This is a genomic window from Streptomyces sp. NPDC021019, from assembly GCF_044333295.1.
Lineage (GTDB): Bacteria > Actinomycetota > Actinomycetes > Streptomycetales > Streptomycetaceae > Streptomyces.
Genome location: NZ_JBIRQR010000001.1, coordinates 475714 through 500287 on the forward strand (window position 1 = coordinate 475714; position 24574 = coordinate 500287).

Genomic DNA, 24574 nt, shown 5'->3' on the forward strand with positions numbered 1-24574 from the left:
TTCGTCACTCTCGAGGAGCTCTGGCATGGCCCTGCGGTGCCCTTGCCCACCGCTGTTGACCGTTCTGCTGGGCACGGATGGGGCACGAGCGGCCGGTGCGCCCGACTCGTTCTAGGCATACTTTAGCCCTGCGCGTGGACTGCGGTGACGTGGCCCCGGCCAGGTCGAGGGCGAAGCGCGGGGCTCGGACATGTCGTCGTCGATGCAGCCCAAGTATCCCGTCGGCGCGATAACCGTAGGCACGGTGGTTTGAAGCTCCACCCCTCGGGCGAGGTGTACGGCCGCGCCGTAGGTCACGTGCCGGTCTGCCGTCTGCCCTGCCCGTGGTCACCGTCCGCCGGGGCGACCGTACTCCTACGAATGGGCCAGGATCGTCGCCCGCTCATCTTCGTATACCGCGATCGCCCGTGGGTCGCCGTCGTAGTAGGCCTCCCAAAAACCGGGTGCGTTCCATGATTCGGGACACAGTGAGAAAGAGCCGGAATCGAGCTGAAAATACTGCCAGGTCGGTGACAGAGAGTGGGAAGTGACGGTGAAAGATCGGGTGTCGAAGAGGGCGGACTGTCTTAGTCCGCCCTCAATGAACTCGACGCGGAACGAGGTGCCCGTTTTGAACCGTGCGGAAATTTCAAGCACCACGTACTCGTGCCCGTCGCTGAGGGCGGTGATTCCCTGCAAGATTTTGGGGTCCGAGGTGTTGATTGTGTTCACGCGGACGCGCATGTCGAATTACCTTCTGTTCATGATTACCTTGTAATCATAGTTCAAAACTCGCCCCGTTTCGGGATTGTAATAATAGTGCACCTGGAAGTCGCCGTAAGGCGACTGGTGCGTCTTGGTCGTGTATTTGCCCCAGTCGCTGAGATTGCTTCCGTCCGACGTCATGGCCTCACGTACCGCAGGGTTGCCGATCTTCTCTCCATCGATCACTCGCCGGGAGTCGGTGATGGCCTCAGGTGTGAGCCAACCGTTCTCGTTGAAGATCGAGCCCGCCGACTCCCTGCGCAGTTGTTCGGCGAGCCGTTGCCCCTCGGCCGAGCCCGGAACGAAGTTCTCGTTGACGTCTTTGCCCTCTCTGCCCGTGTCGTTCAGGCAGCGAGGGGCAAGGCCCAGAGGGTCGGACCAGGTGTGTGGATTGTGTACGTACGTCGAGGGATTGGGTGCCGGGGCCAGTCCCAGTGGATCCGGTGTCAGGTAGCGGGCTGTTTCCGGGTCGTAATGACGATGGTGGTTGTGGTGGAGGCCGGATTCGGGATCGTAGTACTGGCCGGGGAAGCGGAGAGGGGTGTACGCGGTGCTGTGTCTGGCCCAGGTGGTGGTGCCCCAAAGGGTGGTTCGCGTGTGCCAGGCCAAGGAACCGGCTTCGTCGACGAGTTCGGTCGGTGCGCCGACCAAGTCGGTGACGATGGCGAAGAAGCGTTCGTCCACCACGTGCTGAGAGACACCGTCGGAGAGGATTCGTTCGGTCTGGGCCAGAGGTCGGAGCCCTTGGTGGTCCCAGGTGAGGACGACGGGCCGGGGCAGATCGGCCGTGGTGGTGACCTGTTCACAGAGGGTGGTGCCGTCCCACGTAAAGCGGGTCTCCTCGACCACGGCCCGGTGGTCGTCACCGAGGCGCTCCTTGGCGATCCGGCGGCCGAGCGGGTCGTAGCGGTACCGCCACCGGGTGCCGTCCGGGGTGGTGACCGCAGTCATGCGGTCCTCCACGTCCCACTCGTAGCGCCAGGTGTCGGGCTTGCGGGAGAGCCTGGTCCTTTGGCGCAGGGTGATGCGGCCGGCGGCGTCGTGCTCGTACCGCGTGCTCCCAGCACGGGTGATGGTGGTGCCGGTGTACGAACGGAGGCCGGTGGCGTCGTGTCCCGGGTGGGAGGAGGGCCATGTGGCTGCGGTCTGGTTTCCGGCGGCGTCGTAGGCGTACGACTCGTTCCAGTTGGCGGCCGTGACCCGGGTGACGCGGCCGGCGCCGTCCAGGTCGAAGCGGCGGGCCCCGTTCAGAGTGTCGTCCAGGACGGTGAGATATCCGTCGACGCGGTAGGTGTAGGCGCGTGCGTTCAAGGTTGCGCGGTCCCGGCCGATGAGGTGCTGAGTACTGAGGCGCCCTGCAGCGTCCCAAGTGGAGGCGAGAGTGAGGGCGTCACCGAAGGTGCGTTCCCGTTCCCGGCCTGCGGCGTCGTGGGTGAAGGTGATGCGCCGTTCACCGGCGGTCGTCTCACTGGGGCGGCCCGCCGCGTCGTATTCGTAGGTGGTGCGCCGGCCGGTGGGGGTGACCCGGCGAGTGCGCCGGCCCAAGGCGTCGTAGGCGTACGTGGTGGCACAGCCGTCCACGAGCTCCGTCTTCACCCGCCCGGCGCGGTCGTACTGGTAGATCAGCTCGGTGCCAGGACCGCTTGCCTGTACCAGTCGTCCAGCCGGGTCGTAAGCGAAGGTGGTCACCTGGCCGACGGCATCCTTGCGGATTACGCGGCCGAGGGCGTCGTGAGCATAAGCGACGTGCTCCCCGAGCGGGGTCACGGAGGCGGTCATTCTTCCGGCCGCGTCGACGGTGTAACCGACGGTGCGACCGTCGAAGTCGGTCTCGGAGACCAACCGGCCGGCCCGGTCGTAGGTGTATGACCAGGTGAGGCCCTGCGGGTTGGTGACCTGGATGAGGCGTAGGTTCGCGTCGTGCGTGAACTCGTACCGGGATCCGTCGGGATTGGTCCGGGCCGCCAGCAGGTCGAAGTGGGTGTACTCGAAACGGCTTGTTCCGCCGACGGGGTCGGTGTGGGTGAGCCGGTTGCCCTCACCATCATAGGTCCATGACTCGGTGGCGCCGTCCGGGCCGGTGCGCTCCGCGAGTTCACCGTCGAGGGACCAGCGCAGGAGGGTGACCGCTCCCAGTGGGTCGGTGGCGCGCACGGGGCGGCCCAGTGGGTCCCGGTCATAGCGGGTGGTGTGCCCGAGCGGGTCGACTATTTCCACAGGCAGCCCGGCAGGGTCGCAGCGGATTCTGGTCACGTTCCCCAGCGCGTCGGTGACCGTCGTGATCCGGCCTGCCATGTCGTAGGTGTAGCGGGTGGTGCTGCCGCCTGGCCCTGTGACCGCCGTGCGATTACCGTGGTCGTCGAATTCTTGCACGCGGCGGGAGCCGTCCGGCTCCACGAGCTCGGTCACGAGCCCCAGCCGGTTCCGCACGACGCGCAGACGGGTGCCGTCCGCCTGCGTGACCCCGGAGACTCTGCCCTCACCGTCGTAGGAGAAGGCGGTCGTGTGTCCTAGCGCGTCGGTGTGCGTCAGCCGGTTCCCGTCGGTGTCGAAGGTGTCGCGGGTGGTGTTGCCCAATGGGTCGGTGGTGGCGAGGATCCGGCACCTGCCATCGACGAGATGACGTGTGGAGCGACCGTTGGCGGTGGTGAGAGTGGTGGTTCGGTTACCCGTGGACGGATCGGGTTCGCTATAAGCCAGGGTGACTTGGAAGTGGCCCGCCTCACCGCCCTCCGCAACGACGCGGTCCCGGTCGTCGTAGGTGTAGCTGTACCGGCTGTTGTTTGAATCCGTCCACCCCGTTACTCGGCGACGGTCGTCGTAGGAGAAGGTGAGGGCAGCAGCCCCCGACGGTTTGATGACGGTGCTGAGGTTGCCGTCCGTGTAGCCGTAGGTGCGCAGCGGAAAGGCTGCCTCCCGGTCGGCGGCCGTGGGCGCCTCTACGCTCGCCGTAGGGGTGAGCAGCGCCAGTTCTGTCACCAGTCCGTTCGTCAGCGTCAGCCCCAGGTGGTAGCCGGCTGAGTGGGCCAGGGCCCTGGGTGCGCCGTCCTCAGCGCGGTCGTAGGTGATGGTATTGCCGTTGCGGTCACTTACCTGCCCGAGCCAGGCGTCACCGTCGCACCCTGGCTCCGCCCCGGTTGGTGCGTCGAAATGGCGCACGAGCCCGTCGTCGGGGTCGGTGAGCGTGTAGTTGCCCCCCTCGTCGCGGCTGAGAACCCTGCGTGAGGTGCCGGACTCCGGGACAGTCGGCAGACCGGGGACGGGGTGGGGGTAGGGGATCAGGAGGCCGTCGTCGGTGACGTGGATGACGCCGTTGGCGTCGATCTCCAGGCGTTCGTCGACGGTGGAGGACCAGGAGGGGCCGAAGAACCGGCCGGCGGTGTAGCCGGATTCCACCCGGCGGGTGAAGGCCAGGGGCAGCACCCCCGGCAGCACCACATCGGTCTGGGGCAGGTACATGCGCCCGGAGGCGAGGTCGACCGGGTCGGTGCCCTCGCTCGTACGTTCACCGTCGGGCCGGTTATGGGTGCCTTCGGGAGCGGCGTTCTCCAGTTTGCGGGCGTCGGAGGCGAGGTCGGCGGCCTCCTTCACCACCCGGGCTCCCTTGACACCCGCCCCCGCGCCGCCGGTGGCGACGGTGAGCGCCAGGTCGGGCAGGAGCCGCCCGAGCCCTTCGGCGGGGTCCTTCATGAACCCGTCGATCATCTGCTTGCCGGTGCCCCAGGGGTCGTTGGCGACCCGGACGAGCCCGGCGGCGGTGTTGTTGAGCGCGAGCGCGTACTCGGCGGGGTGCGTGATGTTGTACGGGTCCGTGGGGTTGACGCTGCGCGCGAAGTTCAGGATGCCCGCGGCGCCCTTGAAGACGCCGCCGGCGATGTGGGTCTTGATGACCTGGTACTCAGCGAGGCCGTCCATGGCCTGCTCGGAGTACCGCGGCTTCGCCGGCGCGGTGTCCCGCGCCGCCGTCACCGCCTTGCGGGCGGTATCGGCCGCCGAGTTGCGCTGCTTGCGCGCCTCCGCGAGCAGCGACTGGGCCTCCTCCATCCGCCCCGTTCCCGGGTCGCTGAAGATGCCTGGCTTCGGCGGCAGCGTGGAGGGATCACGCTCGTCGGAGGGCTTGGCGTTGTAGACGTCGACGGCCTTGTTGTACGTGTCCGTCTTCTCGTTGTACGCGTCCCTGGCGTCCTCGGACGCCTTGGTCCCGGCCTTCCACTTGTCGATCGCGGTCTGCGCCTGCCCTTGCGCCCACTCGACGGTCCCGGCGAAGGAGTCGAGCGCGGCGGCCGCCTTCTCGAAGGCGTCGGCAGCCTTGAACCACTTCGGCGGCTCGATCGACACGGAGTTCCGGAACGCGTCCGCCGCCTGCCCCTTGATCGCGGAGGAGTCCACGCCCTTGAGCCCGCCGCCGACCTTGTCGAACGAGCCCTGCAACGTACGCAGGTGAGTGGCGCTGGACCGGATCTTGGACGGGCTGCCGTAGATCAGCTTGGTCTTGTCCTCGGTCTGCCCGAGGTCCATCTCGTCGACCTCGGCGCCCATCCGGTTCGCGACGGACCGGGACTTCTCGCGGACCCAGTCGGCTCCGGACTCCCAGCCGGCGTCGTCGAGCCGGTCACCGGTCCAGTTCCCGGCGTCCTCGACCCGATCTCCGGCCCACTCGACACCGTCCTCGACGGCGTCCTCGACGACATCGGGCGTGATGTCGCTGACGAAATCCTTGAACCCCATGACCTAGTTCCCCCCGCCGCCCTGCTCCTGCTGCGGTCGTGCCCGCTCCTCGGGCGAGGGCCCGAACATGTCGTCCACGGACCGGTCGAACGCCGCCTGATCCACGCCGAACAGCTCGTTCAACTGGTCGGCCTGCCGTCCGCCGTTCCCCTCGGTCACCAGCGCACGTCCGGTGTCCTTCCAGGTCTGCCCGGCCTCGTCGGCGGTCCGCTCGAACGACTCGCGGCTGTAGTCCGGGCTCAGATAGTCCGGGGTGAAGACATCGCCCCAGTCCTGCTTGACGATCTCGTCCTCGGACGCGTGCGGATTCCCGACGCCGGCGTTCACGGCGATCTTCAGGGTGCCCTGGACGTACTGGTCCTCCTCCCACACGATCCCCGCCGCGAGCCCGAGTTTCGCCGCGATGGCGTTGGCGTCCTGGACCAGCGCCCGGACTCCCCACTCCCACCGCTCGCAGAAGTCCTCGAAGTCCACCGACAGCCCGTGATGTCCGGCCTCCATCCCGGTCATCGACAGTTCCGAGAGCCCCTTGCCGAGCACCGCCCCCGTACCGGTACCGATCTCCTTCAACTCCGCCACGGCTTCCCGTAGCCCGGTGGTGATCAGCTGAACACTGATCGGATCGACGTTGAGGTCCTCCGCCCCCGTACCGCTCACCGCTCCTGCCCGCTGTCCGCTTCGTCCGCGTCGACGGCGACGGCATCCGGCACGATCCCCAAAACCGGCGGAAACAACATCGACCCGTCCGGATCGGCGACGTTCACCGCGACCCCGGCCGGCACCCCCATCGCCGGAATGACCTCATCCAGCAACCGGGCCCCGCGAAACGCGGCGTACTCCCAGCCCCGCGAGGTGGCCCCGGCACCCTCCACAACAGCCCGCTCTCCGGCGAACCGGGCCAACGCCCCCTCATCGGTGAACCCGCACACCCACCGCACCCCACCGAACTCCGCGGTCCACAACCCGCCACCGTCGTACGGCACAAGCACCAAGGCCCGCCGCAGCTCACCCACCAGAGCCCGTGGATCACCGACCCCGGCCCGCCGCTCGGCAATCCGATCCGCCAGTGCTGCCCCGTCCCCCATCGGAAGCCCTCCCCCGTACGCGAGCTGTCGCCCTTCACTTCCGCACACGCTAGGACACCACGCTCATCCGCAACCACGTGGTTCCCGCACCTCCACAGCCCCCGCGCCACAGGCCCGGGCCGGCGCCGAACGCGAGAAGGGCCCTGGTCACTGACCAGGGCCCTCATTAAAGAGCGGGTGACGAGAATCGAACTCGCGCTCTGAGCTTGGGAAGCTCATGTTCTACCATTAAACTACACCCGCGAAGCGTGCCGATCACCGGCGCTGCATCGTTCCACACTCTACCCCATGCCAGGCCCCCGGCGGATGAGCCGTGGGGCCTCTGTGTTGTGTGTCCGGTAGGGGAGGGGGCGTGGACGGGGTTGGGAGGGGCGGGAGTTGGGGGCGTAGCGTGGGTGGTCGGAGTGCCGCGTGGAGTGGCGTCCCGTTCATCCCCTAATGTGGCTTTCTCGTCCATGTGTGGTTGGGGAAGGGACTTGATGGATCCGATGGAGCGCACCGTCGTCCGCTGTGCCGAAGGGCATGTTTTCGCTACCTCGTCGTTCCCGTTGCAGCAGCTCGGGGCCGACCGGATCGGGCCCGGGCGGTTGATCCGGTGCCCTCGGTGTGCCCGGTTGCGGCAGGCCGTGCCGGTGGCGTTCGAGAAGCGGTAGGGCGCGGGGTGGTAGCAGCGGCGGCAGTGAGCAGCGGTGGGCCGTGGCGGTAGCGGTAGTCCCGGGACAGTCGGCCCGGGGAGTGGTGGCGGTAGCCGGTGTGGGCACGTGCGTCGTGGCCGGCAGCTGTGGCGGGGTGCTAGAGGGCGCGTAGGTAGCGGGGCGGAGGTGTTCTGCAGGCGCGCGGGTGGTCCGGTTGGGGCGGGCTCGCGCGTTCTGCGTATCCTCGGGAGGTGCTTCTCTCAGACAAGGACATCCGGGCCGAGATCGACACCGGCCGAGTCCGTATTGATCCGTACGACCCTTCGATGGTGCAGCCGTCGAGCATCGACGTGCGGCTGGACCGCTACTTCCGGGTGTTCGAGAACCACCGGTACCCGCACATCGATCCGGCCGTCGAGCAGCCCGATCTGACCCGTACGGTCGAGCCGGAGGGCGACGAGGCGTTCATCCTGCACCCCGGGGAGTTCGTGCTGGCGTCCACGTACGAGGTGATCTCGCTCCCCGACGATCTGGCCTCGCGGCTGGAGGGCAAGAGTTCGCTCGGGCGGCTCGGGCTGGTGACGCACTCGACGGCCGGGTTCATCGACCCCGGGTTCTCCGGGCACGTGACCCTGGAGCTGTCGAATCTCGCGACCCTGCCGATAAAGCTCTGGCCGGGCATGAAGATCGGGCAGCTCTGCTTGTTCAAGCTGACCTCGTCCTCCGAGTTCCCGTACGGCTCCGAGCGGTACGAGTCGCGGTACCAGGGGCAGCGTGGGCCGACGGCCTCGCGGTCGTTCCAGAACTTCCATCGGACCCAGGTGTGATCAACCATGGCTAGTGACGTGCGGGAGAACCTGACCTACGAGGGCTTCGGGCGGGCGGTGCGCGAGTTGGCGCAGGCCGTCGCCGACGACGGGTACGAGCCCGACGTCGTCCTCAGCATCGCTCGGGGTGGCGTCTTCGTCGCCGGTGGGCTTGCCTACGCGCTCGACTGCAAGAACATCCATCTGGTCAACGTGGAGTTCTACACGGGGGTGGGCACCACCCTGGACATGCCCGTCATGCTGGCGCCCGTGCCCAACGTGATCGACTTCTCGAAGAAGAAGGTCCTGATCGCGGATGATGTCGCTGATACGGGCAAGACGCTCAAGCTCGTCCACGACTTCTGCGTCGACCATGTCGCCGAGGTGCGCAGCGCTGTCATCTACGAGAAGTCCCACTCCCTCGTGAAGTGCGAGTACGTGTGGAAGAAGACCGATCAGTGGATCAACTTCCCGTGGAGCGTGGAGAAGCCCGTCGTGCGGCGGGGCGGGCAGGTTCTCGACGCGTAGGCCCCCTTGGGTCCCCCCGGTGGCCCGGTGGCCCGGTGGCCCGGTGGCCCGGTGGCCCGGTGGCCACACGGCCTCGTGTATCCCTGTACGGCAGAAGGCCCCCGAGCGCGTGTGCGTTCTGCGCTCCGGGGGCCTTCTCGTGCGTGCGGGGCTTACTAGATCGTGCCCAGCTTGATGATCGACAGCAGCGCGATCAGCTGGATCGCCGACGCTCCCAGCGCCTTCGGCCAGGGCAGGTCGTGCGACTTGCTGACCATCGACGTGAACAGCGCCCCCGCCGCCAGCCAGGTCAGCCAGCCCACGATCTGGACCAGGGAGTTCTCGCCGCCCAGGAAGAGGGCGAAGAGGAGGCGTGGGGCGTCGGTCATCGACATGATCAGCATCGACAGGCCCACTGTCGGCTGCCACGAGCCCGTGCCGCCGAGCTGGCGGGCCAGGGTGTGGGTCACCGCGCCGAGCACCAGGCCGCCGATGACGAAGCCGACGCCGGTGAACAGGACGTACGGGATGGCCGTCGAGATCGTCGCGTTGATCGCTTCTTCGCGCGCCTGGTCGAAGCCGAACAGCGCGAGCAGGCCGTAGACGAACGTGACGACCAGCGCCGGGCCCCAGACCGGGTAGTCCCGCATCTGCCAGAACGTCGGACCCGGGCGCGCCACGATGCCGGTCAGCAGTTCCTTCCAGCGCAGGCGCGGGCCCGGCGGCGGGGCGGGGGCGGAACCGGCCTGGTAGGTGTTGCCGCCGTTGTACGGGTCCTCGTCGACGCGGAACGCCTGCGTGTGACCCGGGTTGTTGGCGTACGGGTCATGGGGCGCGGGGTCCGCGTACGGGTCGCCGAAGTACTCCGGCTCGCCGTGGCCGCCGTGGCCGCCGTGGCCGTGCGGGCCCTGGCCGTGTCCGGCCTGTCCGCCCGGTCCGGGGGCCGCGTAGCCGCCGCCCGAGTTGTACGGGGCGCCTTGCGGCGGGCCGTACGGCGGTGGCGCTCCGCCGTTGCCGGGGCCTCCTGCCGTCGGCCACGGCTGAGCACCGTACGGCGGCTGTGGTGCCTGCCCTCCGTACGGCTGCTGCCGCTGCTGCTGCGGTTGTTGCGGGGTGCGGTTGTCCCGGCCGCGTCCGATCCTGAATCCAGCCACCCGTCGAACGTACCTGGTCCCCGGGGGCGGGGGGTGGGGGCCGGGGGAACCCGTCCGCCTTTGCGGCCGAGCTGTGACATCCCCTAGGGGCCGTACCCCGGGCCCTGGGAGGGGGAGCTCAGGGGGAGTTCAGGGGAGGAACAGCGCCGTGGAGAAGGTGAGTACCGGCCTGTCCGTGTTACCCGCCGGGTAGAGGGCGATCAGGTCCTGGCGATCGCCCCGGTACGTCCGCACCACTGTGTCCCGCTTCTTGTCGGCGTCGTAGTCGCCGTGGTCCAGGAGGGTGGTGCGGGTGGTGCCCGTCACGTGCAACGGCGCGCGGGGGAGTTCCTCCGCCCGGAACGCGTAGGCGCCGCCCGGTCCGGCCGGGCCCTTCGCGGAGCCGAGCAGCAGGGTGCCCCTGGCCGCCTGGCCGGGGGCGTGCGGGCGGGCGGCGGCGACGAGGTCGTCGTAGCCGTCCCCGTCCGTGTCGGGCCTGGGCTCGGGGGCGTAGAGGTACGGGCCGCCGTCGGGGAGCAGGTCCGCGCTGCGCGGGGCCCCGTCGCGGGTGAAGGGGCCGTGCAGGAAGGTGACCTGGCCGGCGCTGGCGGTGACCGCTAGGTCGGCCCTGCCGTCGCCGTCGAAGTCGCCGCAGACCGGCTGCTCGGGCCATTCGTTCCCGAACCGGGCCTTCTGCGGGATGCGTACCGTGACCGCCTTGCCCGTCAGGCCCCGCGCGGAGCCGAAGAGTATCTGGAGGGGGACGGGCGGGGCGCCGATGCCGTTGTACGGGGGGTCGGTGGAGACGATCAGGTCGGTGAAGCCGTCCCGGTCCAGGTCGCAGGCCGACTCGGCGTCGAACGCGGCGGGCAGGGTGTCCCCGGATTTCGCCGCGTTCGCCCGGGCGCTCAGCAGTTGCCGGGCCGCCGGGTCCAGGGGGCGGTCGTCGGAGCCGTAGACGACGCCGATGCCCGCGTCGTCACCGTGGCTGTCCTCGGGGGGCTTCACCAGGTCGTCGATGACCAGGTCGCGGTGGCCGTCGCCGTTGAAGTCGTACGGGACGCGGCTGCCGGATCCTCGCGGTACGGGGACGCGCGCCGTGTCCGCCCGGGCCTGGGACTGGTCCTTCGGCGGGGTGTCGCCGTTCTTGTCCCCGGAGGCGGCGGACGAGGGCGCGTCGGCGGCGGACGGGCTCCCGCAGCCGGTGAGTGCGAGCAGCAGACCGGCGCAGCCCGCTGCGAGGGCGGCCGTCGCCCTGGTGGTGACCGCTGCCTTCGGGCGCGTGATGCGTGGGGGCACGGGGCCTCGTTCGTCGCTCGTTCGTCGTGTGCTGCCGCCGCGGCTGTCCGCCTTCGGCGTTCGCCGTCCGTCTTCGGCCGGCGCGGGTCCCCGCCCCGTGACCGGGCGGCTCCGGGGCACATGATGCTCCGGATACGTCCTCGCGTACATGCCCGAGTTCACAGTGCGCCCGCGGCGGTCGTCACGTCCGGCGGACCGGGCCTGCCCCACGGAGAAGCGGCCGGTCCTGCCCCCGAGGCAGGTCCGGCCGCTCATCGCGTCGACGCGTTGCGTCACTTTGCCGGTTCGGGCTCCGGCGCGTCCACCTGCTCCGACTCACCGGCCGGATCGGCCGGGGTCTTCACGGACTCCAGGAGGAGCTGCGAGACGTCCACGACCTGGATGGACTCCTTGGCCTGGCCGTCGTTCTTCTTGCCGTTGACCGAGTCGGTCAGCATGACGAGGCAGAACGGGCAGGCGGTGGAGACGATGTCCGGGTTGAGGGCGAGTGCTTCCTCGACGCGCTCGTTGTTGACGCGCTTGCCGATCCGCTCCTCCATCCACATCCGGGCGCCACCGGCGCCACAGCAGAAGCCGCGCTCCTTGTGGCGGTGCATCTCCTCGTTCCGCAGCCCCGGGACCTTCGCGATGATTTCGCGCGGCGGGGTGTAGATCTTGTTGTGACGGCCCAGGTAGCACGGGTCGTGGTACGTGATCAGGCCCTCGACCGGGGTCACCGGGATCAGCTTGCCCTCGTCGATGAGGTGCTGGAGCAGCTGCGTGTGGTGGATGACCTCGTACTCGCCGCCGAGCTGCGGGTACTCGTTCGCGATGGTGTTGAAGCAGTGCGGGCAGGTCGCGACGATCTTCTTCGACGACTTGGGCTTCTTCGTCGTCGTGTCCTCATCGTCCTCGCCGTACGCCATGTTCAGCATGGCCACGTTCTCCTGGCCGAGCTGCTGGAACAGCGGCTCGTTGCCCAAGCGGCGGGCGGAGTCACCGGTGCACTTCTCGTCGCCGCCCATGATCGCGAACTTGACGCCCGCGATGTGCAGCAGCTCTGCGAAGGCCTTCGTCGTCTTCTTGGCCCGGTCCTCAAGGGCACCCGCGCAGCCGACCCAGTACAGGTAGTCGACCTCGGTGAGGTCCTCGACGTCCTTCCCGACGATCGGGACCTCGAAGTCGACCTCCTTGGTCCACTCGACGCGTGCCTTCTTGGCCAGCCCCCAGGGGTTGCCCTTCTTCTCCAGGTTCTTGAGCATCGTGCCCGCCTCGGACGGGAACGCGGACTCGATCATCACCTGGTAGCGGCGCATGTCGACGATGTGGTCGATGTGCTCGATGTCGACCGGGCACTGCTCGACGCAGGCGCCGCAGGTGGTGCAGGACCACAGGACGTCCGGGTCGATGACGCCGTTCTCCTCGGCGGTGCCGACGAGGGGGCGCTCGGCCTCGGCGAGGGCGGCCGCGGGAACGTCCTTGAGCTGCTCCTCGGTGGCCTTCTCGTTGCCCTCCATGTCCTTGCCGCCGCCGGCCAGGAGGTAGGGGGCCTTGGCGTGCGCGTGGTCGCGCAGCGACATGATCAGGAGCTTGGGAGAGAGGGGCTTGCCGGTGTTCCAGGCGGGGCACTGGGACTGGCAGCGGCCGCACTCGGTGCAGGTGGAGAAGTCGAGGATGCCCTTCCAGGAGAACTGCTCGACCTGGGAGACGCCGAAGACCGCGTCCTCGGCCGGGTCCTCCCAGTCGATCTCCTTGCCGCCCGAGGTCATCGGCTGGAGGGCGCCGAGCGCGACGTCGCCGTCGGCGTTCCGCTTGAACCAGATGTTCGGGAAGCCGAGGAAGCGGTGCCAGGCGACACCCATGTTGGTGTTGAGCGAGACCGTGATCATCCAGATCAGCGAGGTGCCGATCTTGATCATCGCGGTGAAGTAGATGAGCGTCTGGAGCGTGCCGAGGCTCAGCCCCTCGAAGGCGAGGACCAGCGGGTACGACACGAAGTACGCGGCGTCGTAGCTCTCGACGTGGTGGATCGCGCCCTCGAGGCCGCGCAGCACCAGGATCGCGAGGCCGATGATCAGGATGATGTACTCGACGAAGTACGCCTGCCAGGCCTTCGAGCCCGCGAAGCGCGACTTGCGGCCGGCCCGGGAGGGCAGGTTCAGCAGCCGGATCGCCATCAGGGTCACGATGCCGACGACCGTCATCAGGCCGATGAACTCGATGTACATCTCGAACGGCAGCCAGCCGCCGATGATCGGCAGCACCCAGTCGGCCTGGAAGAGCTGCCCGTACGCCTGGAGCAGCGTGGGCGGCAGTGTCAGGAAGCCGATGGCGACGAACCAGTGGGCGAAGCCGACGATCCCCCACCGGTTCATCCGGGTGTGGCCGAGGAACTCCTTGACCAGGGTGATCGTCCGCTGCTTGGGGTCGTCGGTGCGGCTGCCTGCCGGTACCGGCTGTCCGAGACGGACGAAGCGGTAGATCTGCGCGACGGCTCGGGTGATGAGCGCAACGCCGACGACCGTCAGCACCAGCGACACAATGATCGCGGCGAGTTGCATTTCGGGGCTCCTCGGGCCTGCGAGAGCGGGGTCCAGTTACTACTGCCCACTACTACTAAGCAGTAACTTAATTAGTCTGTGCTGACACTATCCACTTATTCCACCGTGCTGTAGCCGGGGTGTCGGTGATCTGCGTCGCTCAGGCGTGCCTTGGTACGACGGGCCTTCCGGAGCCTCGTCCGCAGGGGCGAGCGCGCGGCTTCGGTGAGAACCGCCAGGTCGAGCACCACTCCATGGTGCTCTGCGTAGTGCTGGTCCAGCAGGGCGGGGTCGTCCCACGGCATGCCGGAGCGGGCGCGCACCTGCGCCAGCCCGGTCAGTCCCGGCCGTAGCTCCTGCCGCCACTGCCGGGCGCCCGGCCGTGCGGCCCGTGGGTCGCCCGGGGCCAGTGGGGCGGGGCCGACCAGGGAGAGGTCGCCGCGTACGACATGGGGCAGGCGGGAGAACAGGTCCAGCCGGAGTCTGCGGGTGCGCAGGGTGCGCAGTTCGAAGACCCGGCCGCCCAGGCCGGTCCGGGGCCGGCGGTCCCAGGCGCCGCCCGGGGTCCGCCGCATGCTCAGGGCGAGGGCCGCCACGGCCACGGCGGGGGCGGTCAGGGCCAGCAGGGCGGTGCCGAGGGTCAGGTCCAGGACGCGCTCGGCGGGTGTGCGCGGGAGGTAGCGGTCCGCGAGCTGCCGGGCCCGGTCGGCGAGGCCGGCCAGGTGTGCCGCGGGGGGCGAGGGGAACTGGCCCCTGGCCGACCCCGTCACGCTCCGGTACGGGGACGGGTGCGGGGGCCGGTGTGGGTGCGGGGCCGCGTACGGATGTGGGCGCGGGTGCGCCTCGTACGGTTCCGGGCCCTGCGGCTCCGCGGCGGGCGGCGGCGACGCCGGGCGGGGACGGGGCGGGAGGGGGAGCGGGTGTCGCGGTTGCTGGACCTGGACCTGGACCTGCTCGGCCTGCTGGTCCTGGTGGACCCGGCCGGCCTGCTGGACCTGCTCTGCCTGCTGGCCCTTCTGGCCCTTCTCGTTTCTCTGGCTTCTCTGGTTCTTCCGCCGTACGCGCGGCTTCCTCGCGTTCTGCATCGCGCCCGCCCGGGGTTCGAGGTTCGATGGTGTGACGATCCACGGTGAAACCTGCCGGTCGGTGACGGTTGCGACCGTCTCACGGCAATTTGTGACAGAACGATCCCATGGTGAGACGGTGGGGCGGGTGGTGCGCGCGGGGTGTGGCGTGTGCCGGTGCGCTCGCGGGGCGGGCGAAGCGGCGGGCGAAGGGCGGGCGCGCTCTGGGTGTGCTCTATGTGAGCACTTAAGTTGAGCGTAAGAGACTCAGGTCTGTTGACTCCGGCGTCGACGTCATGCATTCTTGAGTCAGATCCACTCAAGTAGTCAGTTGGAGGAATTGAAATGGCACGTGCGGTCGGCATCGACCTGGGCACGACTAACTCCGTCGTCAGCGTTCTCGAAGGCGGCGAGCCCACCGTCATCACCAACGCCGAAGGCGCCAGGACCACGCCGTCCGTCGTCGCCTTCGCCAAGAACGGCGAGGTGCTCGTCGGCGAGGTCGCGAAGCGCCAGGCGGTCACCAACGTCGACAGGACCATCCGCTCCGTCAAGCGCCACATGGGCACTGACTGGAAGATCGACCTGGACGGCAAGAGCTTCAACCCGCAGCAGATGAGCGCCTTCATCCTGCAGAAGCTGAAGCGCGACGCCGAGTCCTACCTGGGCGAGAAGGTGACCGACGCGGTCATCACCGTCCCGGCGTACTTCAACGACTCCGAGCGTCAGGCGACGAAGGAGGCCGGCGAGATCGCGGGCCTGAACGTCCTGCGCATCGTCAACGAGCCGACCGCCGCCGCGCTGGCGTACGGCCTCGACAAGGACGACCAGACGATCCTCGTCTTCGACCTCGGTGGCGGCACCTTCGACGTGTCCCTCCTGGAGATCGGCGACGGCGTCGTCGAGGTGAAGGCCACCAACGGTGACAACCACCTCGGTGGTGACGACTGGGACCAGCGCGTCGTCGACTACCTGGTGAAGCAGTTCGCCAACGGGCACGGCGTGGACCTGTCCAAGGACAAGATGGCTCTCCAGCGTCTCCGCGAGGCCGCGGAGAAGGCGAAGATCGAGCTCTCGTCCTCGACCGAGACCACGATCAACCTGCCCTACATCACGGCGTCCGCCGAGGGCCCGCTGCACCTGGACGAGAAGCTCACGCGCTCGCAGTTCCAGCAGCTGACCGCGGACCTCCTGGACCGCTGCAAGACCCCGTTCCACAACGTCATCAAGGACGCGGGCATCCAGCTCTCCGAGATCGACCACGTCGTTCTCGTCGGTGGCTCCACCCGTATGCCCGCCGTCGCCGAGCTCGTCAAGGAGCTGACCGGCGGCCAGGAGGCCAACAAGGGTGTGAACCCGGACGAGGTCGTCGCCATCGGCGCCTCGCTCCAGGCCGGTGTCCTCAAGGGCGAGGTCAAGGACGTCCTGCTCCTCGACGTCACCCCGCTCTCCCTCGGCATCGAGACCAAGGGAGGGATCATGACCAAGCTCATCGAGCGCAACACCACGATCCCGACCAAGCGTTCCGAGATCTTCACGACGGCCGAGGACAACCAGCCGTCCGTGCAGATCCAGGTCTACCAGGGCGAGCGCGAGATCGCGGCGTACAACAAGAAGCTCGGGATGTTCGAGCTGACCGGTCTGCCGCCGGCCCCGCGCGGCGTGCCGCAGATCGAGGTCGCCTTCGACATCGACGCCAACGGCATCATGCACGTCGCCGCCAAGGACCTCGGCACCGGCAAGGAGCAGAAGATGACCGTCACCGGCGGCTCCTCGCTGCCGAAGGACGAGGTCAACCGGATGCGCGAAGAGGCCGAGAAGTACGCGGAGGAGGACCACGCCCGCCGCGAGGCCGCCGAGTCGCGCAACCAGGGTGAGCAGCTCGTCTACCAGACGGAGAAGTTCCTCAAGGACAACGAGGACAAGGTCCCCGCTGACGTGAAGACGGAGGTGGAGACCGCCGTCGGCGAGCTGAAGGAGAAGCTCAAGGGCGAGGACTCCGCCGAGATCCGCACGGCCACCGAGAAGGTCGCGGCCGTCTCCCAGAAGCTGGGCCAGGCGATGTACGCCAACGCCCAGGCCGAGGGTGCGGCCCCGGGCGCCGACGCCCCGGGCGACGGTCAGGCCAAGGCCGACGACGACGTCGTCGACGCCGAGATCGTGGACGACGAGAAGGACACCAAGGGCGGTGCGGCGTGACCGAGGAGACCCCGGGCTTCGAGGAGAAGCCCGACGTCCCCTCCGGCGCCACCCCTGATGACGCCGAGCCGAAGGCTGCCGACTCCTCCGAGGAGGAGCCGGCGGCCCCGGCCGGGGACCTCGACCCGACCGTCGGTCTGACAGCGGAGCTGGACCAGGTACGCACCGCGCTCGGTGAGCGCACCGCGGACCTCCAGCGGCTCCAGGCCGAGTACCAGAACTACCGCCGCCGCGTCGAGCGGGACCGGGTTTCGGTCAAGGAGATCGCTGTCGCGAACCTCCTGTCCGAGCTCCTGCCCGTCCTCGACGACGTCGGCCGCGCACGGGAACACGGCGAACTGGTCGGCGGCTTCAAGTCGGTGGCCGAATCGCTGGAGACCACCGTCGCGAAGCTGGGCCTCCAGCAGTTCGGCAAGGAGGGCGAGCCCTTCGACCCGACGATCCACGAGGCCCTGATGCACAGCTACGCGCCGGACGTCACCGAGACGACCTGCGTGGCGATCCTGCAGCCGGGGTATCGCATCGGCGAGCGCACCATCCGCCCCGCGCGGGTGGCCGTCGCCGAGCCGCAGCCGGGCGCCACGCCCGCCGCGGCCAACGAAGAGAAGACAGACGACGAGGAGAGCGGTGGCACCGAGGAGGTCTGACGGCAACGCGTCTGACCACCACGGTGCCCACCGACCGGCCCGGCGGCCGGCCCACGGGCCGGCCGCTCGGCCGATCGTCCGGAAGGAGGGACGTCGATGAGCACGAAGGACTTCGTCGAGAAGGACTACTACAAGGTCCTCGGCGTCCCCAAGGACGCCACCGACGCCGAGGTCAAGAAGGCGTACCGGAAGCTCGCCCGCGAGTTCCACCCGGACGCCAACAAGGGCGACGGCAAGGCGGAGGAGCGCTTCAAGGAGATCTCCGAGGCGAACGACGTCCTCGGTGACCCCAAGAAGCGCAAGGAGTACGACGAGGCGCGCGCCCTCTTTGGCAACGGCGGCTTCCGGCCCGGCCCCGGTGGTGCGGGCGGCAACTTCAACTTCGACCTGGGCGACCTCTTCGGCGGGGGCGCCCCGGGCGGCGGACAGGGCGGTGCGGGCGGCGGCTTCGGCGGCGGCGGGGGCGGTCTCGGCGACGTCTTCGGCGGGCTGTTCAACCGCGGCGGCGCCGGTACCCGCGTCCAGCCCAAGCGCGGCCAGGACATCGAGTCCGAGGTGACGCTCAGCTTCACCGAGGCGGTCGACGGGGCCACGGTCCCGCTCCGGATGTCCAGCCAGGCGCCCTGCAAGGCGTGTTCCGGCACCGGCGACAAGAACGGCACTCCCAGGGTCTGCCCGACCTGCGTCGGTACCGGCCAGGTCTCGCGCGGCAGCGGTGGCGGCTTCTCGCTCACCGACCCCTGCGTGGACTGCAAGGGCCGGGGCCTCATCGCCCAGGACCCGTGCGACGTCTGCAAGGGAAGCGGCCGGGCGAAGTCGGCGCACACCATGCAGGTGAGGATTCCGGCGGGCGTCTCCGACGGCCAGCGGATCCGGCTGCGCGGCAAGGGCGGCGCGGGCGAGCGCGGCGGTCCGGCCGGCGATCTGTACGTCGTCGTCCACGTCGACGCCCACCCGGTCTTCGGCCGCAAGGGCGACAACCTCACGGTCACCGTTCCCGTCACCTTCGCGGAGGCGACGCTCGGCGGCGAGGTCAAGGTCCCCACCCTCGGCGGCCCCCCGGTCACCCTGAAGCTTCCCGCCGGCACCCCCAACGGGCGTACGATGCGCGCCCGGGGCAAGGGCGCGGTGCGCAAGGACGGCACCCGCGGCGACCTGTTGGTCACCGTGGAGGTCGCGGTCCCCAGGGACCTGGGCCAGGAGGCCAGGGACGCCCTGGAGGCCTACCGGAAGGCGACCGCGGACGAGGACCCGCGGGCGGAACTGTTCCAGGCTGCGAAGGGAGCTTGAGATGGACGGCCGTCGACGCAATCCGTACCAGCTGACCGATGAGACACCGGTGTACGTGATCTCGATCGCGGCCCAGCTCTCGGGCCTGCACCCGCAGACACTGCGCCAGTACGACCGTCTCGGCCTGGTCTCCCCGGACCGCACGGCCGGGCGCGGCCGGCGCTACTCGGCCCGCGACATCGAGCTGTTGCGCACCGTGCAGCAGCTGTCGCAGGACGAGGGCATCAACCTCGCGGGCATCAAGCGGATCATCGAGCTGGAGAACCAGGTCGCGGCCCTCCAGCAGCGCGTCGCCGAGCTGTCGGCGGCGGTGGACGGCGCGGCGGTCGCCCTCCAGCAGCGCGAGGCCCAGGTGCACGCCTCGTACCGTCGGGACCTCGTGCCGTACCAGGACGTGCAGCAGACCAGTGCGCTGGTGGTCTGGCGGCCGAAGCCGAAGCGGCCGACGGACTGACCGGACACGGCCGACGCGAGTCGGCCGGACCCCGCGTGAGTCGACGGGGCCGGAAGAGCGGATGACGCTCTCCCGGCCCCGTCGTCGTGTGTCCCCGCGTCGCCCGGTCGCCGCGCATCCTCAGGTGGCCGAAAACCACCGGAGCGCTCCGGCGGAATACGGTTGGCACCAAGTAGCCCCGCATATGCAGCAAGTTGACAGTGATCGCCCCTGTCAAGGGCACGTGTCACTGGCAAGCTTATGGGCGTCGGCGAGGGAAGCCGGCGGGACACATGACGTACGGGGAGGAACACATGGGCGTCTGCGCGTTCACCGGGAGGATGGTCGGTACCGGGGGAATGATCCTGGGGCTGGTCGTCGGGGCGGCCGCGATTCCGGCCCACGCCGGCGCGGGGCCGGGGGGCGTGTCCCCGCAGGGCGGGCCGGCCGGGTTGTCCGGCGGGATCTCGCAAGCGCTGGCGGAGGGGAACGCCGCGGTCTCCGGGTTCCTCTGCGGCGTACCGCTGCCCAAGATTCACGGACCGGACAGGGGCAGGGCCACGTGCGTCAACGGCTGGCAGTAGACGACCCCGTCGAGGTCGTGGTGGTCCGGGTCGCCGCGCACGCCGCGCCCGCCGGGACCGCGGTGCTCCGGCTCCTCGGGATGCTGCCCGCGCACTGGGAGTGCGCCCAGCGCATCGGGGAGGACCGGATCACGGTCCTGGTCCGGGGCGGCGGGGAGCACGAGGTGCGGAAACGCTGCGCCGAGGCGCTCAGGGGCCGGACGCTGGAGGGGTGGGCGCTGGAGGCACGGCAGGCCCCGTAGGACTCCGGACCGACCGACCCTCACTTCCCGGTGTGCCGGGCCTCAGATCCAGCCTCTCTCGCGGGCCAGCAGGGCCGCGTGCGGGCGGCTGGTCGCGTCCAGGATGCGGAGGACGTCGGCGACGTGACGGCGGTACGTCCGTACCGAGATGTCCAGGTTCCGGGCACCCGTCTCGTCCTTCGCGACCCGGCACATCTCCTCCATGACACGCTGCTCCATCTCCGAGAGCACGCCGGTCGGCGCGGCACCCGTGTCGATGACGGCGGCGAGGTCCGTGGCCTCGGTCCAGATCTTCTCGAACAGGGCCAGGATGTTGGAGACCAGGCCGGCTTGCTGGGTGACCAGTGCGCCGCTCGACGTGTCGGCCGGGTCCACGGGCACCAGGGCCGTTTGGCGGTCGTAGACGAGGATGCGCTCGGACAGGTCGTCCGCGGCCCGGATCGACGCGCCCTGGGCCCTGAGCTCACGGAGGTAGGCGACGGTGGGCGGGTGGTCGAGCGCCTCCCGCAGCACCACGCTGCGGATCCGCACGCCGCGGCGCAGACACCGGGTGTCGAGCGGGCGCGCGTGCGCGATGTTCTCGGGGGTGAGGGCGGTGTACGGCTCGACGGAGAGGATCTCCTGCCGGGCGAAGAAGGCCAGGTCGTCGATCCGGTCGCGGATGTGCCGCAGGACTTCGAGCCGTTCCACGCCCTGCCCGGCGAGGGGTCGGGCCTGTTGTTCGGCCGTCAGGTCGGCCACCAGATGCCGGCACCTGGTGACCTGGTGGAGCTGTTCGTGCAGCTCGCGCAGCCGGATCTCCGTGAGCCGCTCGATCGCGGTCTCCGGGTCGGTCGCCGTCGCTCCGCCGTGTTCGTCGGTCCGCAGGAGGCACAGCTCGTCGAGCCGGGCGAAGGCCTTCTCCACCTCCTCGCGCGGGCGGTGGAGGAGGATGTCGATGTCCTCGGTGCTGGTCCCCGGATTGCGCAGGAAGTACCGGTAGACGCGTTCCTCCGTCGCGTCGATACCGAGTATGGACAGACTTCCGTCGTTCACTGCTGCCGCCCCCCGCGTGCCGCACAACAACTGTCGGCGCGCCGGCATGGGTCAGATGCCGGGGCGCCCGTCGAACCGGTGGCTGGGGCACGGGTCAGGCGCCACGCAGCCGTCGAACTGATGAGGGAAAGGGTAATCGAAGGGTAAAGGTGCAGGTGGTCCCGATCGGTCGAGATGCCGACGCGGGGCGGACAACAGACGGACAACAGTGGATGATCACGACTAGGGGGCTGCTGTGACGACGATGATCGACCGACAGGTACTGGATTTCACCACGCTCACGGAACGCGAGTGCGAGGTGCTCGCGCTGCTGGCCGGCGGAGAGCAGAACCGCTGGCTCGCCCGGAGACTCGGCATTACGGAACGGACGGTCCGGGCGCATACGTCGAGCATCGTGCGGAAGCTGAATCTGAAGTCCAGGTTCGAGGCCGCGATCGTGTCGAACCTGTACGCGGAGGACATCAGGGGTCTGCGTCCGTGACCTGACCTTCTCCGGTGCTCGGCCGCCGGGTGGAGCGCGAAGGCCGAAGTCCCCTGCGGGAGGAGTAGCTTCCCGCAGGGGACTTCTCGTGTTCCTGGCGTCGGCCGGGGGAGCGGTGAACGGGTACGTCCCGGGGTCCGGCCCGGGAGGCCGTGCACGGGGAGGTCCCGGGGTCCGGCCCGGGAGGCCGTGGACGGGCCAGGCCCCGGAAGCGGCCGGGCCGCCGGCCGCGTCCTCAGCCGGGCAGGGCCGTGCTGATCGCGTCGACCAGCATCATCCACATCGGCTGGCCGCCGGTGCCGAACGCCGCGGACAGCGCGTAGCCGATGGCCGCGTCGAGCGGTTCGATGGTCCCGGCGTCCTCCCGCCACTCGGCGATCACCCGGCGGTCGCCGTCCGACGAGAAGTCACCGAGGTGCTTCCCGTCCCGGGTCAGCCGGCTGCCGGGGATCGAGTCCGGGACGAGCCGGAAGCGCGTGCCCGCGCAGCTGACGTCGACCCGGTAGGACTGCCTCCGCAGCCTGCCCTTGGCGGGCGTGATCGTCGCGGGCTCGCCGTCCACGGTGATCGTGAGGTGCCGGGGGTCCCGGGTGCCGATGACGATGTGGTCGTCGACCTCGGCCTCGGGCGCGCGGACGATGGTGATCGTGGGAATCCGCTCGCCGCTCACGACGAGCTTCTCCCGCTGGGCGCCGAGGAGTTCGACGGCGATCTCGCCGTAGTGGTCGTCCTCCGTCGCGGCGGGCAGAGGCAGGGGAGTGGTGTCGGTCATCTGGTTCCTTGAACCCTTCGGTCGTGCTGAGGGGGGTGTTCGGTGAGGAAGTGTTCGGCGTGCGGATGTTCGTTCCGCCGGAAGCCGCGCACGGAATTCTCGCAGGGCGAGGCAGTGGCCCGAGTCCGCTCAGCGAGGTGCGGCCGATCCGGCGGGGGTCAACTGCGTCGCGGTGAGGTCCTGGTAGAGGGCGCTGCGCTCCAGCAGCTCCTCGTGCCGTCCGTGGTCGCTGACCCGGCCGTTCTCGAACAGGACCAGTCGGTCCGCCGAGGTGACCGTCGAGAGCCGGTGGGCGATGAGCAGCACCGTGCAGTCACGCGCCGCCTCCTCCACCGTCCTGCGCAGCGCCGTCTCGCTGCGTCCGTCGAGGTGGGCGGTGACCTCGTCCAGGAGCAGGACCTGCGGACGGCGCAGCAACGCCCGTGCGATCGCCAGCCGTTGGCGCTCGCCGCCGGAGAGGGCCAGGCCGCGGGAGCCGACAGCCGTGTCGAGACCGGCCGGGAGTGAGGAGACGAAGTCGTCGAGCAGAGTCCTGCGGAGCACGTCGGCGACGGCCTCGTCGCTCGCGTCGGGCGCGGAGTAGAGGAGGTTCTCCCGCAGCGTGCCGGCCAGCATCGGTGAGTCCTGCTCGACGTACGCGATGCGGCGCCGGAGTTCGGCCCGGCCGAGCGTGCGGATGTCGGTGTCGTCCAGCAGGATGCGGCCGGCCTCGCTGTCGTAGAACCGCTGGATCAGGGAGAACACCGTCGTCTTGCCGCTGCCGGACGGGCCGACGATCGCGGTGACCTTGCCCGCCGGTGCGACGAAGCTCGTGTCGTCCAGGACGGGGGTGCGCCCCTCGTAGGCGAAGGTCAGGCCGTCGATCGTGACCCGGGGCGGCGGGCCGGACGGCACCGGCGGCGTACCGTCCACGTCGTCCTCCGCAGCCATGGACCGCACCTCCTCGATCCTGGCCAGGGCGCCGAGTCCCTGCTGGAGGGCGGTGGTCCCGCCCACGAGCGAGAGGACCGGGCCGCCCAGGTTGAACAGGTAGAGCAGGAAGCCGATCAGCGCGGCCAGTTCGAGGGTTCCCATGGCGACCAGCGCGCCGCCGAAGCCGATGACGGCGAGGAAGGACGCCTGGACGATCAGCCCGGCGAGCACGGCGATCAGCGCGTGGTAGCGGGCCCCCTTGAGACCGGCCCGGTAGGCGCGTTCGGCGGCGTCGGTCGCCCGCTCGGTCTCCTTCGCCTCGGCTCCGTTGGCCTTCACGGTCCGGGCCGCTCCGAGCGACCGGTCGAGTGCGGCGCCGATCTCGCCCACGGAGGTCTGCGCCTCGGTGGTCACCCGCTTGATGCGCGGCATGACGACGCCCATGGCGATGCCCACGACCACCAGTACGGCGGAGGTGATGCCGAGCAGCGGCAGGCTGACGATGCCCATCAGCACGATCGTGGCCAGGAGGTGGATCGATCCGTCCACGAGCTGGATGAGGCCCCCCGTGGCCGCGTGCTGGACGAGCGTGCTGTCGGACGTGACGCGGGTGGTCAGGCCGCCCGGTTCGACGCGGTCCAACTCCGCGGTGCGCAGGCGTATGAGGCGCGCTATGAGGCCGCGGCGCACCTGGAGCACGACCCGCTCGGCGGTCCGCTCGCTGAGCCAGGCCTGCACCCAGGTCAGCCCGATGGAGGCGACCAGCAGGCCGAACAGCAGGAGGAGGTCGTCCCGCAGGCCCTCACCCGTCATGAGCTTCGCCAGGACCGACTGGATGACCAGCGGCTGGGCGAGACCGGCGGCGCTGCCCAGGAGGGTCAGCGCCAGAACGGTGAGGAGGACGCCGCGGTGCGGACGCGCGTACGAGAGCAGCGCCCGCAGCGCGGGCCGCTCTGCCGGAGGCTGTTCTGCGTCAGGTGTGTTCACCCTCGTAGTTCTATCCCCTCCTTCGTACGCGGGGGAACTGTCGCTTGCGGCAATGCCGCAAGAGCCAATGGTGCGGGCCCGGTGTCGCGGTCCATTCTTCTTTCTGTCCGCAACGGACGCCGGGCATAGCAGAGATGGCCGGCCGTCAATTCCCTTTTATGGAGAGAAAACTGATGCAGAACGTCACCGAGCGGGACCTGTTCGACGGTTACACCGCCTACACCTCCGCCGAGGAGCTGGGCCTGCACGACGGCAAGGACGCCGCGCCGGCCTTCAGCCCCACCATCCCGTGGGCGATCCGCGCCACGATCATCAGCGCGCGTTCCTCGCAGCAGTGCGCCGCGGCTCTCGGCTCGCTCGCCGCGAAGACCGTCGAGAACAAGTGCTGACCAGGCTCTCTTCGCAGTGAGCCGCGGGGTCCGGCCGGAGCGCACGCCCCGGCCGGGCCCCGGCCCCCAGCCACACACAGGAG

At 69.5% G+C, this 24574-nt stretch carries 22 protein-coding genes and 1 tRNA gene; 11 read left to right on the forward strand and 12 right to left on the reverse strand.

Annotated elements, in window-relative coordinates; translation table 11 throughout:
- Positions 1–354: 354 nt before the first annotated feature.
- From ACH4RG_RS02165 to ACH4RG_RS02185, 5 genes are all read right to left on the reverse strand, one after another.
- The gene (locus tag ACH4RG_RS02165) at positions 355–711 is read right to left on the reverse strand and encodes a hypothetical protein (protein ID WP_398538972.1); all 357 of its coding nucleotides are present in this window, start codon (positions 709–711) and stop codon (positions 355–357) included.
- Between the two features lie 18 nt (positions 712–729).
- The gene (locus ACH4RG_RS02170; RefSeq protein ID WP_398538973.1) at positions 730–5472 is read right to left on the reverse strand and encodes a putative T7SS-secreted protein; all 4743 of its coding nucleotides are present in this window, start codon (positions 5470–5472) and stop codon (positions 730–732) included.
- A 3-nt stretch (positions 5473–5475) separates the two neighbouring features.
- A complete protein-coding gene (locus tag ACH4RG_RS02175) occupies positions 5476–6129 on the reverse strand; it encodes a hypothetical protein (RefSeq protein WP_397918464.1) in 654 nt (217 codons plus the stop codon).
- Positions 6126–6557, reverse strand: a complete 432-nt coding sequence (locus ACH4RG_RS02180; RefSeq protein ID WP_397918463.1) for a hypothetical protein — start codon at positions 6555–6557, stop codon at positions 6126–6128. Before ACH4RG_RS02180 ends, ACH4RG_RS02175 begins: the two co-directional genes overlap by 4 nt.
- A gap of 172 nt (positions 6558–6729) precedes the next feature.
- Positions 6730–6800: transfer RNA gene (locus ACH4RG_RS02185), tRNA-Gly, on the reverse strand.
- Between the two features lie 643 nt (positions 6801–7443).
- Here ACH4RG_RS02185 and dcd point away from each other — a divergent pair.
- Both dcd and ACH4RG_RS02195 read left to right on the forward strand, forming a co-directional pair.
- On the forward strand, positions 7444–8019 hold the full coding sequence (gene dcd / locus ACH4RG_RS02190) for a dCTP deaminase (RefSeq protein ID WP_007452873.1): 576 nt from the start codon (positions 7444–7446) through the stop codon (positions 8017–8019).
- 6 nt (positions 8020–8025) lie between these two features.
- Positions 8026–8526: a phosphoribosyltransferase gene (locus ACH4RG_RS02195; protein WP_397918460.1), complete on the forward strand. Its 501-nt coding sequence runs from the start codon at positions 8026–8028 to the stop codon at positions 8524–8526.
- 155 nt (positions 8527–8681) lie between these two features.
- Here ACH4RG_RS02195 and ACH4RG_RS02200 read toward each other — a convergent pair whose 3' ends face one another.
- The 4 genes from ACH4RG_RS02200 to ACH4RG_RS02215 all read right to left on the reverse strand — a co-directional run bounded on the left by ACH4RG_RS02200 (position 8682) and on the right by ACH4RG_RS02215 (position 14226).
- On the reverse strand, positions 8682–9659 hold the full coding sequence (locus ACH4RG_RS02200) for a Yip1 family protein (protein WP_398538974.1): 978 nt from the start codon (positions 9657–9659) through the stop codon (positions 8682–8684).
- A gap of 129 nt (positions 9660–9788) precedes the next feature.
- The gene (locus ACH4RG_RS02205) at positions 9789–10937 is read right to left on the reverse strand and encodes an FG-GAP repeat domain-containing protein (RefSeq protein WP_397918458.1); all 1149 of its coding nucleotides are present in this window, start codon (positions 10935–10937) and stop codon (positions 9789–9791) included.
- 272 nt (positions 10938–11209) lie between these two features.
- Positions 11210–13477, reverse strand: a complete 2268-nt coding sequence (locus ACH4RG_RS02210) for a heterodisulfide reductase-related iron-sulfur binding cluster (protein WP_397918457.1) — start codon at positions 13475–13477, stop codon at positions 11210–11212.
- A gap of 95 nt (positions 13478–13572) precedes the next feature.
- On the reverse strand, positions 13573–14226 hold the full coding sequence (locus ACH4RG_RS02215) for a sugar transferase (protein ID WP_397927447.1): 654 nt from the start codon (positions 14224–14226) through the stop codon (positions 13573–13575).
- 150 nt (positions 14227–14376) lie between these two features.
- Between ACH4RG_RS02215 and ACH4RG_RS02220 the strand changes: the two genes are divergently transcribed.
- The 7 genes from ACH4RG_RS02220 (at position 14377) to ACH4RG_RS02250 (ending at position 19915) form a co-directional block, all read left to right on the forward strand.
- Positions 14377–14589 (forward strand): hypothetical protein, encoded by a 213-nt coding sequence (locus ACH4RG_RS02220; protein WP_398538975.1) that lies wholly within the window; start codon positions 14377–14379, stop codon positions 14587–14589.
- A 276-nt stretch (positions 14590–14865) separates the two neighbouring features.
- The gene (dnaK, locus tag ACH4RG_RS02225) at positions 14866–16719 is read left to right on the forward strand and encodes a molecular chaperone DnaK (protein WP_397918454.1); all 1854 of its coding nucleotides are present in this window, start codon (positions 14866–14868) and stop codon (positions 16717–16719) included.
- Entirely contained in the window at positions 16716–17366 is a 651-nt protein-coding gene (gene grpE, locus ACH4RG_RS02230) for a nucleotide exchange factor GrpE (protein ID WP_398538976.1), read from the forward strand. The genes dnaK and grpE overlap by 4 nt, the downstream gene beginning before the upstream one ends.
- Positions 17367–17462: 96 nt before the next feature.
- Positions 17463–18656: a molecular chaperone DnaJ gene (gene dnaJ / locus ACH4RG_RS02235; protein ID WP_398538977.1), complete on the forward strand. Its 1194-nt coding sequence runs from the start codon at positions 17463–17465 to the stop codon at positions 18654–18656.
- A 1-nt stretch (position 18657) separates the two neighbouring features.
- Positions 18658–19110, forward strand: coding sequence for a heat shock protein transcriptional repressor HspR (locus tag ACH4RG_RS02240; RefSeq protein ID WP_018960890.1), 453 nt, complete (start codon positions 18658–18660; stop codon positions 19108–19110).
- A gap of 272 nt (positions 19111–19382) precedes the next feature.
- The gene (locus ACH4RG_RS02245) at positions 19383–19673 is read left to right on the forward strand and encodes a hypothetical protein (RefSeq protein WP_397918451.1); all 291 of its coding nucleotides are present in this window, start codon (positions 19383–19385) and stop codon (positions 19671–19673) included.
- Positions 19652–19915 (forward strand): hypothetical protein, encoded by a 264-nt coding sequence (locus tag ACH4RG_RS02250; RefSeq protein WP_397918450.1) that lies wholly within the window; start codon positions 19652–19654, stop codon positions 19913–19915. The genes ACH4RG_RS02245 and ACH4RG_RS02250 overlap by 22 nt, the downstream gene beginning before the upstream one ends.
- Before the next feature lie 42 nt (positions 19916–19957).
- On the opposite strand, the gene ACH4RG_RS02255 is transcribed toward ACH4RG_RS02250, so the two are convergent.
- Positions 19958–20950 (reverse strand): helix-turn-helix transcriptional regulator, encoded by a 993-nt coding sequence (locus ACH4RG_RS02255; protein ID WP_398538978.1) that lies wholly within the window; start codon positions 20948–20950, stop codon positions 19958–19960.
- Between the two features lie 244 nt (positions 20951–21194).
- On the opposite strand from ACH4RG_RS02255, the gene ACH4RG_RS02260 reads away from it, so the two are divergent.
- On the forward strand, positions 21195–21431 hold the full coding sequence (locus ACH4RG_RS02260; protein WP_397918448.1) for a helix-turn-helix transcriptional regulator: 237 nt from the start codon (positions 21195–21197) through the stop codon (positions 21429–21431).
- A 235-nt stretch (positions 21432–21666) separates the two neighbouring features.
- On the opposite strand, the gene ACH4RG_RS02265 is transcribed toward ACH4RG_RS02260, so the two are convergent.
- Together ACH4RG_RS02265 and ACH4RG_RS02270 are read right to left on the reverse strand one after the other, a co-directional pair.
- Entirely contained in the window at positions 21667–22203 is a 537-nt protein-coding gene (locus ACH4RG_RS02265; protein ID WP_397918447.1) for a hypothetical protein, read from the reverse strand.
- Between the two features lie 129 nt (positions 22204–22332).
- Entirely contained in the window at positions 22333–24102 is a 1770-nt protein-coding gene (locus ACH4RG_RS02270) for an ABC transporter ATP-binding protein (RefSeq protein WP_397927451.1), read from the reverse strand.
- Between the two features lie 173 nt (positions 24103–24275).
- Between ACH4RG_RS02270 and lxmA the strand changes: the two genes are divergently transcribed.
- Positions 24276–24491 carry a lexapeptide family class V lantibiotic gene (gene lxmA, locus ACH4RG_RS02275; protein ID WP_397918445.1) on the forward strand — a complete coding sequence of 72 codons (216 nt, stop codon included), beginning with the start codon at positions 24276–24278 and terminating at the stop codon, positions 24489–24491.
- Positions 24492–24574 lie beyond the last annotated feature (83 nt).

Coding starts and splice junctions, on each gene's coding strand:
- ACH4RG_RS02265 (WP_397918447.1), bottom strand. CDS start 22,203: ATGACCGACACCACTCCCCTGCCTCTGCCCGCCGCGACGGAGGACGAC.
- dnaK (WP_397918454.1), top strand. CDS start 14,866: ATGGCACGTGCGGTCGGCATCGACCTGGGCACGACTAACTCCGTCGTC.
- ACH4RG_RS02195 (WP_397918460.1), top strand. CDS start 8,026: ATGGCTAGTGACGTGCGGGAGAACCTGACCTACGAGGGCTTCGGGCGG.
- ACH4RG_RS02240 (WP_018960890.1), top strand. CDS start 18,658: ATGGACGGCCGTCGACGCAATCCGTACCAGCTGACCGATGAGACACCG.
- ACH4RG_RS02170 (WP_398538973.1), bottom strand. CDS start 5,472: ATGGGGTTCAAGGATTTCGTCAGCGACATCACGCCCGATGTCGTCGAG.
- lxmA (WP_397918445.1), top strand. CDS start 24,276: ATGCAGAACGTCACCGAGCGGGACCTGTTCGACGGTTACACCGCCTAC.
- ACH4RG_RS02260 (WP_397918448.1), top strand. CDS start 21,195: ATGATCGACCGACAGGTACTGGATTTCACCACGCTCACGGAACGCGAG.
- dnaJ (WP_398538977.1), top strand. CDS start 17,463: ATGAGCACGAAGGACTTCGTCGAGAAGGACTACTACAAGGTCCTCGGC.
- ACH4RG_RS02210 (WP_397918457.1), bottom strand. CDS start 13,477: ATGCAACTCGCCGCGATCATTGTGTCGCTGGTGCTGACGGTCGTCGGC.
- ACH4RG_RS02245 (WP_397918451.1), top strand. CDS start 19,383: ATGACGTACGGGGAGGAACACATGGGCGTCTGCGCGTTCACCGGGAGG.
- ACH4RG_RS02180 (WP_397918463.1), bottom strand. CDS start 6,557: ATGGGGGACGGGGCAGCACTGGCGGATCGGATTGCCGAGCGGCGGGCC.